Source organism: Vibrio sp. 1078-1 (genome assembly GCF_033340475.1).
Map to the genome: position 1 here is coordinate 19,289 of NZ_JAWOWM010000017.1, position 16,103 is coordinate 35,391.

14 protein-coding genes are annotated in these 16,103 nt (G+C 47.1%); 10 read left to right on the forward strand and 4 right to left on the reverse strand.

Going from position 1 to position 16,103, the window contains the following annotated elements:
• Window positions 1-34 precede the first annotated feature (34 nt).
• Both R7190_RS21900 and R7190_RS21905 read left to right on the forward strand, forming a co-directional pair.
• On the forward strand, window positions 35-1,021 hold the full coding sequence (locus tag R7190_RS21900) for a serine/threonine protein kinase (RefSeq protein WP_186585056.1): 987 nt from the start codon (window positions 35-37) through the stop codon (window positions 1,019-1,021).
• 34 nt (window positions 1,022-1,055) lie between these two features.
• Window positions 1,056-1,658: a thiol:disulfide interchange protein DsbA/DsbL gene (locus R7190_RS21905; RefSeq protein ID WP_005379036.1), complete on the forward strand. Its 603-nt coding sequence runs from the start codon at window positions 1,056-1,058 to the stop codon at window positions 1,656-1,658.
• Between the two features lie 46 nt (window positions 1,659-1,704).
• Here the strand turns inward: R7190_RS21905 and R7190_RS21910 are convergent, their stop codons facing one another.
• Entirely contained in the window at window positions 1,705-2,583 is an 879-nt protein-coding gene (locus R7190_RS21910; protein ID WP_064376860.1) for an acyltransferase, read from the reverse strand.
• Between the two features lie 149 nt (window positions 2,584-2,732).
• On the opposite strand from R7190_RS21910, the gene R7190_RS21915 reads away from it, so the two are divergent.
• On the forward strand, window positions 2,733-3,689 hold the full coding sequence (locus R7190_RS21915) for a DUF2860 domain-containing protein (RefSeq protein ID WP_005379034.1): 957 nt from the start codon (window positions 2,733-2,735) through the stop codon (window positions 3,687-3,689).
• 55 nt (window positions 3,690-3,744) lie between these two features.
• On the opposite strand, the gene R7190_RS21920 is transcribed toward R7190_RS21915, so the two are convergent.
• Window positions 3,745-5,268 carry a YifB family Mg chelatase-like AAA ATPase gene (locus tag R7190_RS21920; RefSeq protein ID WP_318137612.1) on the reverse strand — a complete coding sequence of 508 codons (1,524 nt, stop codon included), beginning with the start codon at window positions 5,266-5,268 and terminating at the stop codon, window positions 3,745-3,747.
• A 464-nt stretch (window positions 5,269-5,732) separates the two neighbouring features.
• Here R7190_RS21920 and ilvG point away from each other — a divergent pair, with 464 nt between their 5' ends.
• Genes ilvG through ilvA form a run of 5 tightly spaced genes read left to right on the forward strand, consistent with a single transcriptional unit; the run spans window position 5,733 to window position 12,031 of the window.
• Complete coding sequence (ilvG, locus tag R7190_RS21925; RefSeq protein WP_005378960.1) at window positions 5,733-7,379, forward strand: acetolactate synthase 2 catalytic subunit; 1,647 nt, start codon at window positions 5,733-5,735, stop codon at window positions 7,377-7,379.
• An 11-nt stretch (window positions 7,380-7,390) separates the two neighbouring features.
• Window positions 7,391-7,675 (forward strand): acetolactate synthase 2 small subunit, encoded by a 285-nt coding sequence (gene ilvM, locus R7190_RS21930; protein WP_005378958.1) that lies wholly within the window; start codon window positions 7,391-7,393, stop codon window positions 7,673-7,675.
• Window positions 7,676-7,687: 12 nt separating this feature from the next.
• Window positions 7,688-8,626 carry a branched-chain-amino-acid transaminase gene (ilvE, locus tag R7190_RS21935; protein ID WP_025768922.1) on the forward strand — a complete coding sequence of 313 codons (939 nt, stop codon included), beginning with the start codon at window positions 7,688-7,690 and terminating at the stop codon, window positions 8,624-8,626.
• Window positions 8,627-8,639: 13 nt separating this feature from the next.
• A complete protein-coding gene (gene ilvD / locus R7190_RS21940; RefSeq protein WP_132937262.1) occupies window positions 8,640-10,481 on the forward strand; it encodes a dihydroxy-acid dehydratase in 1,842 nt (613 codons plus the stop codon).
• 2 nt (window positions 10,482-10,483) lie between these two features.
• The gene (ilvA, locus tag R7190_RS21945) at window positions 10,484-12,031 is read left to right on the forward strand and encodes a threonine ammonia-lyase, biosynthetic (RefSeq protein ID WP_017635600.1); all 1,548 of its coding nucleotides are present in this window, start codon (window positions 10,484-10,486) and stop codon (window positions 12,029-12,031) included.
• Window positions 12,032-12,085: 54 nt separating this feature from the next.
• Here the strand turns inward: ilvA and punR are convergent, their stop codons facing one another.
• Window positions 12,086-12,988 (reverse strand): DNA-binding transcriptional activator PunR, encoded by a 903-nt coding sequence (gene punR / locus R7190_RS21950; RefSeq protein WP_005378948.1) that lies wholly within the window; start codon window positions 12,986-12,988, stop codon window positions 12,086-12,088.
• Window positions 12,989-13,140: 152 nt separating this feature from the next.
• Between punR and punC the strand changes: the two genes are divergently transcribed.
• On the forward strand, window positions 13,141-14,346 hold the full coding sequence (gene punC / locus R7190_RS21955) for a purine nucleoside transporter PunC (RefSeq protein WP_054579443.1): 1,206 nt from the start codon (window positions 13,141-13,143) through the stop codon (window positions 14,344-14,346).
• 44 nt (window positions 14,347-14,390) lie between these two features.
• Here punC and R7190_RS21960 read toward each other — a convergent pair whose 3' ends face one another.
• Window positions 14,391-15,167: a transporter substrate-binding domain-containing protein gene (locus R7190_RS21960; protein WP_005378944.1), complete on the reverse strand. Its 777-nt coding sequence runs from the start codon at window positions 15,165-15,167 to the stop codon at window positions 14,391-14,393.
• A gap of 115 nt (window positions 15,168-15,282) precedes the next feature.
• Between R7190_RS21960 and R7190_RS21965 the strand changes: the two genes are divergently transcribed.
• Window positions 15,283-16,023, forward strand: coding sequence for an amino acid ABC transporter permease (locus R7190_RS21965; RefSeq protein WP_005383852.1), 741 nt, complete (start codon window positions 15,283-15,285; stop codon window positions 16,021-16,023).
• Window positions 16,024-16,103 lie beyond the last annotated feature (80 nt).

The window sequence follows — 16,103 nt, forward strand, 5'->3', positions numbered from 1 at the left end:
GGAAAAAGGCTCAGTAATGAGCCTTTTTGTTTATATGTCCCAAAGTATGTTTAACTTTGACGCCCTTACCCCAGACTTTATGTGGTACGCGTTAGAAAGCATCGGCGTTCGCGCAGAATCAGGCTTTCTTCCCCTCAATAGCTACGAAAACCGTGTTTATCAATTTACTGACGAAGAGCGTCGTCGTTATGTCGTCAAGTTTTACCGTCCTGAACGTTGGAGCAATGAACAGATCCAAGAGGAGCACGACTTTACTTTAGAGCTGATTAGCAATGAGATCCCCGTCGCACCACCTGTGCGCATCAACGGTGAAACCCTGCATCACTATCAAGGCTATGCTTTTGCGCTGTTTGATAGCGTGGGTGGTCGCCAATACGAGGTTGACAATTTAGATCAGCTCGAAGGTGTAGGGCGTTTCCTTGGCCGAATCCATAAAGTCGGCAGCCGCCAAGCCTTCCAACATCGTCCTACGATCGGCTTACAAGAATACCTGTATCAACCAAGAGAGATTCTGCAAAACGCCAATATGATTCCAATGCACTTGGAGAACAGCTTCTTCAATGACTTGGATATGCTGATCAAATCAATTGAAAGCCACTGGCACGAAGGCTTCAATATGATTCGTTTGCATGGTGATTGCCACCCAGGCAATATTTTGTGGCGAGATGGCCCTATGTTTGTTGATTTGGATGACGCTCGTAACGGCCCTGCAGTACAAGACTTATGGATGCTATTGAACGGTGAACGCCAAGACAAACTGATGCAGTTGGATATTGTTTTAGAGGCTTACCAAGAGTTTTGCGACTTTAATCCTGCAGAATTGAAACTAATCGAGCCACTTCGCGGTCTACGAATGGTGCACTATATGGCATGGCTAGCAAAACGTTGGCATGACCCTGCATTTCCTCTCGCTTTTCCATGGTTTAATGAGCCAAAATACTGGGAAGGTCAGGTCCTTGCATTTAAAGAGCAGATCGCCGCTTTAGAAGAAGCACCGCTGTCTTTAATGCCTCAATGGTAAGTCAGGCCAAAAATTCAAAAATGGAGATATTTCGATGAAAAAACTGTTCGCACTGTTTTCTATGCTGATGTTAAGCCTGTCGGCACATGCAGCGCAATTCAAAGAAGGTGAACATTACAAAGTATTGGATCTTGAGGCATCAAAAAAACCTCTTGTGACGGAGTTTTTCTCTTTCTACTGCCCGCACTGTAATAGCTTTGAACCGGTTATCCAGCAACTGAAAAAGCAGTTGCCAGAAGGTACTAAGCTATTAAAAAACCACGTTTCTTTCATGGGTGGCAACATGGGCCCATCAATGAGCAAAGCCTACGCAACGATGGTTGCATTAAAAGTGGAAGACAAAATGGTGCCAGTGATGTTTAACCGCATCCACAATCTAAAGAAGGCGCCACGTAATGATGAAGAACTTCGTCAAATCTTCCTTGATGAAGGTGTAGACGCGAAAAAATTCGATTCTGCATTCAAAGGCTTCGCGGTTGATTCAATGGTTCGCCGTATGGACAAGCAATTTGAAAACAGCGGTCTAACCGGCGTTCCTGCGGTTATCGTTAACAACAAATACCTAGTTCAAGCACAAAGCATCAAAACGATGGATGAGTACTTCTCTCTGGTGAACTACTTGCTGACACTAAAATAAGCACATCGATATCAATCAAAAGGGGAACACGTCGCTCCCCTTTTGTTTATTTGTAAATCTCTTGTAGCAACCGATCTTTTTCTTGCCACACATCCCCCAACCATTGCTGAAATTGTCGCTTATAGGGCTTATCGTTGAAGTAATCACCAAGCACTCTTTCATCAACGGGTAACACATTTACACGCACAACCACCTTGCTCATGCGGCCCATCAATAAATCCTTGAACGGTTTATGCGTATTTTCTGGGTACGCCAACGTAACGTCGATAATGCTCTCGAACTGCTCCCCCATCGCCGCTAACGTGTACGCAATCCCGCCCGACTTTGGTTGCAGCAAATATTGATAGTTTGCTTTACTCTTACGCTGCTTTTCTTCGGTAAATCGGGTTCCTTCGACATAGTTAACCACTGTGGTTGGAGTGTGTTTGAATTTAGCGCACGAGCGACGTGTCGTTTCTAAATCTTGACCTCGCTTATGAGGGTTGCGGATCAGATACTCTCGCGAATAGCGACGCATAAATGGCATATCGAGCGCCCAACACGCCATCCCGATGAAAGGCACATACAGCAGTTGTTGCTTGAGGAAAAACTTCGGCATGGGAATACGGTCTTTAAACACGCAGCAAAGCACAACAATATCTGTCCAACTGAGATGGTTACTGATCAGCAGATACCACCCGTCTTTTTTAAGCGCTTCACCGCCCTGAACATCCCACTCAACACGGTTAGATACCGCCAGAATGCACGCATTAACGGTAGCCCATAACCACATCACCTTATTGGCACAAGCGGTCGCTAGTGCTTTTAGCTTTACGCCAGGAAGCAATATTTTAAATACAGCGATAACACAAATTGCGAGTGAACAAACCGCAGAATTGAGAATCACAAAAGAAGCGTTAAAAAAAAATAACAAATATGCCAACATGATAGTCAAACAACAGTGATAATGTGTGAAGAATAAAACAGCGTGTAATTATACTGCGCCTTTGCCACATTGGAACATGCGTGGGAATGGTCAGATTTGTTACCGCAACCAATATGTGCACCACTCATTCGACAACAAGGAGATAACGAATGAAACCAAGGCTACTTCTCTTGCCTTTGGCCTTTGTCGTCAGTTCTGCTCAGGCTCAACTCGCTGAAACCGCAGGTTTTGGCGGTGAAATTTCGCTGAATGCCGGATTCATATCATCAGAATCCAATTTCAATACAGAAAATAGTAACACCATCGATTCTCTCGATAAGCGTGCCGATAGTGACAGTTCCGTTATCGCTGCACCGCTAGGGAGTGTGACATACACCTTTGGTAGCCGACTCAACCACCAAGTTTACGCCGGTACCACACGCTCAGATGTCGCGGTAGGTACACTCGCTTTTCAGTTGGGCTATCAACACGAGCTACAATCTGGCACCGTGCTCGATGTTTCCTATCTGCCGACGGTACTCAAAGGCGAAACTTGGCGCAACCCTTATCAAGTAGGAACCGCACGTAAAGAGACGGATGTTGACGGCAATGCGTATCGCTTTCAGATCAAAGGGTTGATTGATAAGAACTTCAACCTTGATCTTGCTTATGCTGATAAAGACATCGAGCAGGAGGAAGTGACAGACCGCTCACTTGCTCGCGATGCTAACCTTTACTATGTCAAAGGCGACTATCGCATTCCACTCAACCAAACATCTATGTTGCAACCCGCTTTCACCTACATCAATCAAGATGCCGACGGTAAGGCGGAGTCATTTGATTCGTACGGATTTGACATTAGCTGGTTTAAATTTATCAACCGTCATCGATTGGCCCTCACCGCGGGTTATGCATGGAAAGACTATCAAGCAGCTAGCCAAACTTTTGCTAAAACACGAAATGACGACACCATCAGCCTATTTGCGGCCTACGAATATCAAAACGTATTTGACTGGCAAGACTGGTCGTTCATTTCTTTAGCCGGCTATAGCCAAACTGACTCGAATATCACGTTTTATGAGGAGAAAGAGTACCTATTGTCGCTTGGTCTCAACTACACCTTCTAACGTCCTTCATCGCAACAAGGTGCTTACAACACTTGTTGCGATGACACTTTGCTGTCTATACCGCTTGCGCCGTAAGCTGTTTCAGCAAACGGTCCATCGCTCGATACCCAAGCGCCTCGGCCAAGTGCGTTCGTTCAATTTGCTCCGCCCCATCCAGATCGGCGATTGTTCGCGCCACTTTGATAATACGATGATATGCACGAATCGAGAGCCCTAAACGATGCAAAGCGGTTTCAAGAAACTCAGCATCACTCTTATGCAAGGGACAAAACGCCTCAATTTCTCGACTACCTAGCAGTGCATTGACCTTACCACTGCGGTTTAGCATATTGTTACGCGCATGGCTCACACGCGCTTTTACGATAGCAGTCGGCTCACCGCGATCACCACCTTCTGCTAATGTCCCTTTGGGCAAAGCTGGGATTTCTAAAGACATATCAAAGCGATCTAACAGTGGTCCAGATAATCGACCAAGGTAGCGCAAAATAGCTTGTGGATTGGTGCGCTCTTGATTGCCTTCGTAATATCCTGTCGGGCTTGGGTTCAAGGCTCCGACTAATTGGAAACGAGCCGGAAAGCGTGTTTTACCTTGCGCTCGAGAGATAATGATCTCTCCAGATTCGAGCGGTTCGCGTAACGAGTCCAGAACTTTACGATCAAATTCGGGCATTTCATCGAGAAACAATAACCCGTTGTGGGCTAAAGAGATCTCCCCTGGTCTGGGTACCGAACCACCGCCGACTAATGCCGCCATTGAACTTGAATGATGCGGAGAACGAAACGGACGCGACTTCCAGTTATGCTCATTAATTTCACTCTGAGTCAACGATGCCACCGAAGCGGTTTCCATTGCTTCTTCGTCACTCATTTCCGGTAATAAGTCACACAAACGCGAAGCCAACATCGTTTTTCCAGTACCTGGCGGGCCAAGGAAAAGTAAGTTGTGGTTTCCAGCGGCAGCAATCTCCAGTGCTCGCTTACCTTGTTGTTGGCCAATAATATCTTGTAAGTCTCGACCATGTTTTTCGATCGTTTTTCGCTTAGGCGTTTGAAAAAGATTCAGTCGATGTTGACCACAAAGCTCGGCACATACTTCCAGTAATGATTGGGCCGATTTATGTTGTTCCTTCCCCACCAGCGCCGCCTGATCGCCATTCACATGTGGGACGACCAAATGGCGTTGAATCTTACTAGCTTCCAGCGCAGCAGGCAGCACACCTTTTACAGGTCTCAGACCACCAGATAGTGCTAACTCACCAACAAATTCGTAGTTTTTGAGCTTATCTGTCGCGATTTGCTCCGAAGCGGCCAAAATTCCCAATGCAATAGGAAGATCAAAACGTCCTCCCTCCTTGGGTAGATCTGCCGGAGCCAAGTTCACGGTGATCCGCTTAGCAGGAAATTGAAAGTTAGAATTAATGATCGCACTGCGTACGCGATCTTTGGACTCTTTTACCGTTGTCTCTGGCAAGCCTACTAAGGTAAACCCTGGCATGCCGTTGCTGATATGAACTTCTACACTAACCGATGGCGCTTGCACCCCGACGCTTGCTCGACTATGAATGATTGCCAGCCCCATACGTTCCTCAATTTTTTGAACACTCTGTAAACAAATGTTTTATCTAGTTGGTTATGTTATATACCGCGTCCCAATTGAGAGTTAATGTGAAAAAAGAATGACTTTTTGCTTGTCATGCAGCGGAATTGTGTGATACCACTAATGACGCAAACAATTTCGTAGAACATTACACAACATTTTTTAACGAAAAAAGAACGACAGACAGATGAACCTTTTCGCTCATATCAACGCACTGCTAGCCCTGATTATCGTGGTCATTATTGGCACCGCGCGGGGTATTGTGGGCGAAAGGTAACCACAAATTACAAAAAACCCCCGCACTGAAAAGTCCGGGGGTTTTTTTACAACTACAAGTTGTCATCTGTCTAACCCTCGGACAGTTTAACGGGAAGAATGGGAGTGCACATGAAGTGCAATAAATATGGCAATCGCTACGAGCCACAACGTAGCAAAGGAGGTTTACGATGACTGGTGCACAACTTGTCGTAGCCGCTTTAAGACAGCAAGGCATCGAAACCGTTTTTGGCTACCCCGGCGGGGCCATCATGCCAATCTATGATGCTTTGTATGACGGTGGGGTGGAACACATCCTATGCCGTCACGAGCAAGGGGCCGCTATGGCAGCTATCGGGATGGCTCGTTCCACTCAAGACGTTGCTGTGTGCATGGCAACTTCTGGCCCAGGAGCCACTAACCTTGTTACCGGCCTTGCCGACGCTTTCCTTGACTCCGTACCTCTAGTTGCCATCACAGGCCAGGTTGCTAGCTCTCATATCGGTACCGATGCATTCCAAGAAATGGATGTGATCGGAATGTCCCTAGCCTGTACTAAGCACAGCTATCTCGTGACCGAAATTGAAGATCTAGCTCCGACACTTGCCGAAGCCTTTGAGGTCGCAAAAACCGGTCGTCCGGGTCCTGTCATTGTCGATATCGCCAAAGACGTTCAACTCGCTCAAGCACCTACAGACCTTCTTCCTCCATACATAGCACCAGCAATCGAAGATGTCAGCGCTGAAGATATCAAACGTGCGCAAGATGTGCTGGCAGCATCTACTCGCCCAGTGTTGTATGTTGGTGGTGGCGTGCAACTTGCGAAAGCAACCGATGCAGTACGCGAATTTCTTCGCTTAAACCCAATGCCTGCAGTTAGCACATTAAAAGGCCTCGGTACCATTGAACGCCATGATCCCCACTATCTTGGTATGTTGGGTATGCATGGCACCAAAGCCGCCAACCTAGTGGTTCAAGAAGCCGATCTATTGATCGTGGTTGGCGCGCGTTTTGATGACCGTGTGACGGGTAAGCTCGATACGTTTGCACCAAATGCGAAAGTGATTCACATCGACATTGATGCTGCGGAGATTCATAAACTGCGCCACGCCAACGCACCATTACGTGGCGACATCAACACCATTCTTCCTCAGCTAGAGCTGACTCAAGATATCTCACCGTGGGTTCATCACAGTGAAAGTCTGCGCAGCGGCTTTAAGTGGCGTTACGACCACCCAGGCGAGTTAATCTACGCACCGCTATTGCTTAAACAACTGTCTGACATGATGCCAGATAGCTCAATTGTCTCGACCGACGTCGGTCAGCATCAGATGTGGGCAGCGCAACATATCCAGCCACGCGAACCACAAAATTTTATCACTTCTGCAGGCCTTGGCACCATGGGCTTTGGCTTGCCAGCAGCGATGGGCGCTGCAGTCGCACGTCCTGATGATCAGTCTATCCTTATTACAGGTGACGGTTCATTTATGATGAACGTTCAGGAATTGGGCACGCTGAAGCGTCGGCAGATTCCAGTGAAGATTGTCCTTCTTAATAACCAACGTCTTGGCATGGTTCGCCAATGGCAGTCATTGTTCTTTGACGGTCGCCACAGTGAAACCATTCTTGATGACAACCCAGATTTCGTGATGTTAGCAAAAGCATTCGATATCCCGGGCAAAACCATCACCAAGAAAGAAGAAGTCGAACCTGCTCTCAAAGAGATGCTAGCGAGTGAAACTTCTTACATGCTTCACGTTTTGATTGATGAAGAAGAAAACGTGTGGCCATTGGTGCCACCTGGCGCATCAAACAGTGATATGTTGGAAAATACATAGGAGACAATCGCATGGACAGATATTTACTCGACATCAAAGCCGATGACAAACCGGTACTGTTGGAGCGCGTTCTACGTGTGATTCGTCACCGAGGTTTCGTGATCAAACAAGTCGCTGCTACGCAAAACCACGAAAGCAAAGTAGCCAGCGTCGAGATCATCGTCGACAGCGATCGACCAATCTCGTTTTTGATCAATCAAATAGAGAAGTTGTGGGACGTTCGTAAGGTTGAGGTGCTAAAAATCCGCAACGATGAACTGCCAAATCACAACTTACAACAACACGTCAGTGCATAAGGAAGGCAACAAATGGCAACGAAAACTGCAGATTTCATTTGGTTTAATGGTGAGATGGTTCCATGGGCAGAGGCGAACGTTCACGTTCTGACTCACGCAATGCACTATGGTACATCCGTGTTTGAAGGCGTGCGCTGTTACAACACACCAAAAGGCCCAATTGTCTTCCGTCACCGTGAGCATGCACAACGTCTAAAAGATTCTGCCAAGATTTACCGCTTTCCGATCCCTTTCTCTGTAGAAGAAATCATGGAAGCGACCCGCGAAACACTGCGCCAAAACAAACTCGACAGCGCTTACATTCGTCCATTGGGTTTTGTCGGGAATGTTGGCTTAGGCGTATGTCCACCAGTTGGCACTGAGATGGATCTAATCATTGCAGCATTTCCTTGGGGCTCTTACTTAGGCGAAGAAGCGCTAGAAAAAGGTGTCGATGCGATGATTTCAAGCTGGAATCGCGCTGCGCCAAACACCATCCCAACTGCGGCTAAAGCAGGCGGTAACTACCTATCTTCACTACTGGTTGGTGGTGAAGCGCGTCGTCACGGTTACGACGAAGGTATTGCGCTAAGCGTAGATGGTTACCTATCGGAAGGGGCTGGTGAAAACATCTTCGTTATCAAAGATGGCGTAATCACTACACCACCAGCAACTAGCGCGATTCTACCGGGCATCACTCGTGACTCGATCATGACAATTGCACGCGATAAAGGCTACAAAGTACGTGAGGCGAACATTGCTCGTGAAGCCCTTTACCTTGCCGATGAAGTCTTCATGACAGGTACTGCGGCTGAGATTGTACCAGTGGCAACCATCGACAAAATTGAAGTAGGTACAGGTAAACGCGGCCCAATCACTAAAGAACTACAAGCAGCCTACTTTGGCCTATTTGACGGCACCACGGAAGATAAGTGGGGCTGGTTAGACTATGTGTACCCAGAACAGAAGTAAGAAGGATTAGGAAATGCCAAAATATAGATCAGCTACCACCACACATGGTCGTAACATGGCGGGTGCACGAGCACTGTGGCGTGCAACGGGTGTGAAAGAAGAAGACTTCGGTAAACCAATCATCGCCGTTGTAAACTCGTTTACTCAATTTGTTCCGGGTCACGTACACCTGAAAGACATGGGCCAGCTTGTAGCGCGTGAAATCGAAAAAGCCGGCGGCATCGCAAAAGAATTCAACACCATCGCGGTTGATGATGGTATCGCAATGGGTCACGGCGGCATGCTGTACTCACTGCCTTCACGCGAACTGATCGCAGACTCTGTGGAGTACATGGTCAACGCGCACTGTGCCGATGCCATGGTATGTATCTCTAACTGTGACAAAATCACTCCGGGAATGTTGATGGCATCTATGCGTCTCAACATCCCGGTTATCTTTGTTTCTGGTGGTCCAATGGAAGCGGGTAAAACCAAGCTTTCTGATCAGATCATCAAACTAGACCTTGTAGATGCGATGATCCAAGGCGCGGATCCAAAAGTGTCTGATGAGCAAAGCGAGCAGATCGAACGCAGCGCATGTCCAACGTGTGGATCGTGTTCAGGCATGTTCACTGCAAACTCAATGAACTGTCTAACGGAAGCACTAGGTCTTTCTCAACCAGGTAACGGTTCTATGCTGGCAACGCACGCTGACCGTGAACAACTGTTCCTTAATGCAGGTCGTCGTATCGTTGAACTGACTCGTCGTTACTACGAGCAAGATGACGAATCAGCACTGCCACGCAACATCGCTACGTTTGATGCGTTCGAAAATGCGATGGCACTGGATATTGCAATGGGTGGCTCAACCAACACCATTTTGCACCTGTTGGCTGCAGCGCAAGAAGGTGAAGTGGATTTCGATATGGAAGATATCGATCGCCTATCACGCCAAGTACCACACCTATGTAAAGTGGCACCATCTACCCAGAAATATCACATGGAAGACGTACACCGCGCTGGTGGCGTCATGGCAATTCTTGGTGAGTTAGATCGTGCAGGTCTTCTACACAATGATGCGCGCACCGTGCTTGGCCTTTCGATGAAAGAGCAGCTGGCGAAATACGACATCATCCAAACTGAAGACGAAGAAGTACTTAAGTTCTACCGCGCAGGTCCTGCGGGAATTCGTACTACTCAAGCGTTCTCACAAGATTGCCGCTGGGATCGCCTTGATGACGACCGTGCGGAAGGCTGTATTCGTACTATCGATCATGCCTTTAGCCAAGAAGGTGGCCTAGCCGTTCTATCAGGCAACATCGCATTAGATGGTTGTATCGTTAAGACTGCTGGTGTGGATGAGAGCATTCATAAATTCACTGGCCCAGCCGTAGTTTTCGAAAGCCAAGAAGACGCCGTAGAAGGCATCTTAGGCGGCAAAGTAAAAGCTGGCGACGTGGTTGTTATCCGTTACGAAGGCCCTAAAGGTGGTCCGGGCATGCAAGAAATGCTTTACCCAACCACTTATCTAAAATCGATGGGCCTTGGCAAAGAGTGTGCACTTCTGACTGACGGCCGTTTCTCTGGCGGCACATCAGGTCTTTCTATCGGCCACGCCTCTCCTGAAGCAGCAAACGGCGGTGCAATTGGCCTGGTAAAAGAAGGCGATATAATCGCAATTGATATTCCAAACCGTTCAATTTCACTCCAAGTGTCTGAACAAGAACTTGCTGAGCGCCGTGCAAAACAAGACGAACTAGGCTGGAAACCAGTTGACCGCCAACGTGAAGTTTCATTTGCACTCAAAGCGTACGCGAGTATGGCAACCAGTGCTGACAAGGGTGCAGTACGAGACAAGTCGAAGCTAGAGGGCTAGCAATGATGGAAGCTCAACCCGAAAAACAAGTGAACCAAACTGGCGCAGATTATCTGCGCCAAATCCTTCGCGCACCTGTTTATGAAGTAGCAACAGTGACGCCACTGCAAGAAATGCCTCGTTTATCTGCACGTATCGGGAATAACGTGCAGATCAAGCGTGAAGATCGCCAACCCGTACACTCGTTCAAATTGCGCGGTGCATACAACATGGTGGCGAGTTTATCTGAAGCACAAAAAGCCGCTGGTGTCATTGCAGCATCGGCAGGTAACCACGCTCAAGGCATGGCGCTCTCTGGTACTAAGCTAGGCATCAAAACCACCATCGTGATGCCTAAAACCACACCAGACATCAAAGTCGATGCGGTACGTGGCTTCGGTGGCAATGTAGTGCTGCACGGCAGCAACTTTGATGAGGCAAAAGCGGAAGCGGAACGCCTTTCTGATCTGCATGGGTACACATTTGTCCCTCCTTTCGATCACCCACTGGTGATTGCAGGTCAAGGCACCATCGGCATGGAAATGCTGCAGCAAAATGGTCACCTTGATTACATTTTCGTCCCTGTCGGTGGTGGCGGTTTGGCTGCGGGTGTTGCGGTACTTGTGAAGCAGCTCATGCCAGAAATCAAAGTGATTGCAGTTGAGCCAGAAGATTCGTCATGCCTCAAAGCTGCTTTGGATGCTGGTGAGCCAGTAGTACTAGACCAAGTCAGCATGTTTGCCGATGGCGTCGCTGTAAAACGCATTGGCGAAGAGACTTTCCGTCTATGCCAAAAGTACATTGATGGCCATATTGCCGTCTCTAGCGATGAAATCTGCGCAGCAGTAAAAGACATCTTTGAAGACACCCGTGCGATTGCAGAGCCTTCTGGCGCGCTTGCTCTGGCGGGTTTGAAGAAGTTTGCTGAGCAAAACAAACTGCAAGGTAAGAATTTAGGTACTGTGCTGTCTGGTGCCAACACTAACTTCCATGGCTTACGTTATGTTTCTGAGCGTTGCGAGCTTGGTGAGAAACGTGAAGGTTTGCTTGCCGTCACCATTCCTGAGCGTCAAGGTGCCTTCTTTGAGTTCTGTAACCTCATTGGCGGCCGCGCCGTAACGGAGTTTAACTACCGCTACAACGATGACGCATTGGCAAATATCTTTGTCGGTGTGCGTTTGCAAGGCGGTCAGGAAGAGCTAGAACATATCATTCACGACTTACGTGATGGTGGCTACCCAGTGGTTGATTTGTCTGATGATGAAATGGCGAAGCTGCACGTGCGCTACATGATTGGTGGTAAGCCGTCTAAGCCGCTTAAAGAGCGCCTCTACAGCTTTGAATTCCCAGAATATCCGGGAGCGCTACTCAAGTTCTTAAGCACACTCGGTACTCATTGGAATATCAGCTTGTTCAACTACCGTAACCACGGCGCTGACTACGGACGTGTTTTATGTGGTTTCGAGTTAGATGAAAGCGATTTAGCTCAGTTTTCTGCACATTTACGTGAACTTGGCTATCAATGCAAAGACGAGACAGACAACCCATCGTATAAGTTTTTCTTGTCATAAAACGCCACATTTTAAACATATCAATGAAAACACCTCGCTAATGCGAGGTGTTTTTTATGACTGTAACCAATCTTTATGTAGCTGATTAGGCGACCCAAGATAGTCCACCATCCACTGGATCAATTTATGATTATCATCTTTGCGCCATACTAAGCAGCAGTGACTGAGCGGTTTATCATCCGGCATGACCTTCTCCACCAGCACACCATCATTGATTAAGGGTGTTGCAATATGACGTGGCATGTAACCCACGCCCACCCCATTTTTTAAACATTCAATCGCACTATACCAATTGGGCAATAATAATCGGCGCTGTTGCGGATAATGGCCAGTATGGCGTTTTGGCAGCACGTTCGAAGTATCATCAAGACAGATCGCCGGAAATTGACTCACAAACGCTTCAGTAAGCACTTGTTGTCGAACGCAAGGATGAGCGGGTGACATTACAAATGCCCAATCTAATACGCCCATATCTTTGACTTCAAAATCTCCCCCAACGGGAACCGCAGATGTCGCGCCAACGACAATGTCGGCTCGACCTTGTGCTATGGCTTCCCAAGAACCATTGAAGACCTCCATATTGATCTGCAATTCAGCAAATTCAAACTCGCGATAGAAATCTTCCACCAAAGGTTTGAGTTTTTCTAACTTCACCACGTTATCTAAGGTCAGCTTTAACGTGCTTTTCCATCCTTGAGCCGCTCGCCGCGTTTGTGCTTTCACCTCTTCCATTTGACGCAGCAAAGAGCGCGCCTCGGCCATAAAAAGTTCACCCGCTGGAGTTAGCTCGACTTTCCTTGGTAAACGTCGAAACAGCACCACATCTAAATCTTGCTCGACCTGCCTTACTCCATAGCTGATGGCTGAGGGGACTTTATGCAATACCTCAGCCGCAGCGGTGAAACTGCCTAAACGGGCAACCGTATCCAGCATTTCCAAAGACGCTTTAGAGAACATGATTTAACCTTTCAAAAAATTTGATTGATAACCAACAATTTTAGCGTTTTATTTTCTCAAAATCGAAAAATAGAATAATAAGGTAAATAAATCAGGGTTGGCGCCAACTGATGTTGATTAAAAAATGATTAAATAATTTGACTGGTTGAATCATGAAAATCTCAAAACTACAGCTCATTTATCTGGCAGCATTATCGATGCTTGGCTTCGTTGCTACCGATATGTATCTGCCAGCATTCAAAGCGATGGAAATCGACTTTGCAACAGGCCCTGAGCAAATTGCGCTCTCTTTAACGGTATTCCTCGTTGGTATGGCGATTGGCCAGCTAATGTGGGGATTGGCATCCGATAAATTTGGCCATCGTAATACACTCGCAGCCGGGTTGGTGCTATTTACTATCGCGTCATTCGGTTTGGCTTTCTGTGATCAAGTATGGCAACTACTCACACTGCGCTTTATCCAAGCTATCGGTGTGTGTGCACCAGCCGTGATCTGGCAGGCTATGGTCATTAAACGCTACTCAAGCAGTAGCCAACAAATTTTTGCGACAATCATGCCACTCGTCGCGCTATCACCAGCACTAGCACCTCAATTAGGGGTAGTGTTGGCAGATAACTTCGGCTGGCACAGTATCTTTATTACGCTAACACTGGTTGGTGTCTTTTTGGTCTTTGCGACCATGGCACAAAAAGACGAGAAAGCAGAAATCAAACAAACCAGTATGTCTGCCGACATCAAAGCGCTGCTGAGTTCTAAAAAATACCTTGGCAACGTGTTTATGTTTGCGACGGCTTCAGCTGCATTCTTTGCTTACCTAACTGGGATGCCAGAAATCATGGCGCAACTGGGCTACGAAGCAAAAGATATTGGTTTGAGCTTTATCCCACAAACCATCGCGTTTATGGCTGGTGGCTACTTAGGTAAAGTAGGCGTTCGAAAATTTGGTGATGAAAAGGTTCTGCGCCAACTGATTGGCCTATTTAGTGTCGCGGCATTAATGATTTTCATTGCTTCACAGTGGGATCTGTCATCGATTTGGCCTATTCTTGCGCCATTCTGTTTGATTGCCGTTGCTAACGGCGCGCTGTACCCAATCGTGGTAAACCGTGCATTGGCCAGCGCACAACAGAGCCCTGCAACAGCAGCAGGTCTGCAAAACAGCCTGCAAATCTGTGTAAGTAGCTTCTCAAGTGCATTGGTAGCCGCAATGGCAAGCCAAGCTCAGATGGTTACTGGCATCGCAATCATCATCTGTATGGGTGGGCTGTGGATGGGATACATTCTGTCGAATCGCGAATTATCCAAGCACTTTACGACTCCTGACAACGCCCGAGTCGTGAGTGAAGACGAACTTTAATCGTTCAGATAATAAAAAGAGCCGCGCAATGCGGCTCTTTCTGTTTATAAGCTTTTCAACCCCCACTTCTTGGCAGTCTGCTTAAAAAAGCCTTGAGTCTTTTTCAACTCTACCCAGTGATTGATGTAATTAATCCATACTTGATCGTCTTGCGGCAACAACATAGCAATTGGGGTTGGTTTACGCGGTGCGGTCACTGGCACTATCGCCAACTGTTTAAACTTGTCCACTAACGTCGCTGCTTCCACATTGGACGTCACCGATACATCGGCCCTGCGAGCTAGTAGTTCTTGGAAGTCGCGCGCTGGCGCTTCAATAACAATATGTTGAGCAGACGGGAAGAATTCTTTCACCATTTTTTCTTGTACCGTACCTAACGTCGCCGCGACTTTTACTTCTGGTTTATTAAAATCCGCCCAATCAGAGAATTTGGCGAGATCTTTCTTTTGCACCACAGGTACAAAGGCAAGGTAGAAATACGGCTGGCTGTATCCAGCTACTTTCGCGCGCGACATGTTCAGAGATGCGCTGCCAGTAATATCGTATTTGTTGGCGGTAATGCCATTAACTAGCGTCTTCCAATCCGTGGGCACATACTCCACTTTTACACCAAGATCTTTAGCAAGCTCTGTTGTTACATCAATATCGAAGCCACGATAACTGTTTGTCGCAGGGTCTTTCATCGTCATCGGATTCCAATCTCCCGTCGTTCCAACTCGGAGTACGCCATTGTCTAAAATGGATTGAAGACGGCTTTCAGCGTGAGCGACTTGAGTCGCAGCAAGCAAACACATTCCTAGCACTAGTAAAATCTTTCTCATTTTTATTCCCTTAAAAATAATGACCTTATACGGTTTAATAATTAACCTTTATTAGAGCTCTACTGATAACATAGCAGCAACAAAGGAAGTTTTTTAGTTAATTCAGGGAGTAAATGTGACGTTTCGAACTCTATGGCTGTTTTCACTGCTATTACTCACTGGTTGTTCAGATTATCAATGGGGCTGGTATGTACTTGACCCTTCGACGGATCAAGGGCTCACCAATCTAAAGTTTTTAATCGCTGGGTTTAACGACACCATTCAGGTATCACTCCTCAGTATGTTATTTGCGATGAGCTTGGGTCTGATCGTTGCGTTACCCGCTCTGTCGGACTCAGCCTCTCTGAAGTGGATAAACCGTATTTATGTCGAGGTGATCCGTTCAGTGCCAGTTTTAGTCTTACTACTTTGGGTGTATTACGGCATGCCTACACTATTGGATGTCTCACTCAATCACTTTTGGGCGGGTGTTATTGCACTGACTATCGCTGAGAGTGCGTTTATGGCGGAAGTGTTTCGCGGTGGGATACAAGCTATCAGCCGTGGCCAACATGAAGCGGCTGAATCTTTGGGCTTAAGCTATTGGCAAAAGATGCGCTTGGTAATTCTTCCCCAAGCATTTCGACAAATCCTCCCTCCACTGGGCAATCAATTTGTCTACATTCTCAAGATGAGTTCTTTAGTCAGCGTGATTGGTTTAAGCGATCTCACTCGCCGTGCTAATGAGCTGGTGGTGAATGAGTACTTACCCTTAGAGATTTATACCTTCCTCGTTTTGGAGTACTTGTTGCTCATCCTATTTGTATCTCAAGCCGTTCGTTGGCTCGAAAAACGTATTGCCATTCCTAGCTACTAGCGATGAAGCCTTAGCTAGAAACAACAAAGCCGCTCTTGTTGAGCGGCTTTGACAATATAGCGACAGAGTGCAGGTAATGC

Coding starts and splice junctions, on each gene's coding strand:
- punC (WP_054579443.1), top strand. CDS start 13,141: ATGAAAATCTCAAAACTACAGCTCATTTATCTGGCAGCATTATCGATG.
- R7190_RS21915 (WP_005379034.1), top strand. CDS start 2,733: ATGAAACCAAGGCTACTTCTCTTGCCTTTGGCCTTTGTCGTCAGTTCT.
- R7190_RS21910 (WP_064376860.1), bottom strand. CDS start 2,583: ATGTTGGCATATTTGTTATTTTTTTTTAACGCTTCTTTTGTGATTCTC.
- R7190_RS21900 (WP_186585056.1), top strand. CDS start 35: ATGTCCCAAAGTATGTTTAACTTTGACGCCCTTACCCCAGACTTTATG.
- punR (WP_005378948.1), bottom strand. CDS start 12,988: ATGTTCTCTAAAGCGTCTTTGGAAATGCTGGATACGGTTGCCCGTTTA.
- ilvA (WP_017635600.1), top strand. CDS start 10,484: ATGATGGAAGCTCAACCCGAAAAACAAGTGAACCAAACTGGCGCAGAT.
- ilvD (WP_132937262.1), top strand. CDS start 8,640: ATGCCAAAATATAGATCAGCTACCACCACACATGGTCGTAACATGGCG.
- ilvE (WP_025768922.1), top strand. CDS start 7,688: ATGGCAACGAAAACTGCAGATTTCATTTGGTTTAATGGTGAGATGGTT.
- R7190_RS21960 (WP_005378944.1), bottom strand. CDS start 15,167: ATGAGAAAGATTTTACTAGTGCTAGGAATGTGTTTGCTTGCTGCGACT.
- R7190_RS21920 (WP_318137612.1), bottom strand. CDS start 5,268: ATGGGGCTGGCAATCATTCATAGTCGAGCAAGCGTCGGGGTGCAAGCG.
- R7190_RS21905 (WP_005379036.1), top strand. CDS start 1,056: ATGAAAAAACTGTTCGCACTGTTTTCTATGCTGATGTTAAGCCTGTCG.
- ilvG (WP_005378960.1), top strand. CDS start 5,733: ATGACTGGTGCACAACTTGTCGTAGCCGCTTTAAGACAGCAAGGCATC.
- ilvM (WP_005378958.1), top strand. CDS start 7,391: ATGGACAGATATTTACTCGACATCAAAGCCGATGACAAACCGGTACTG.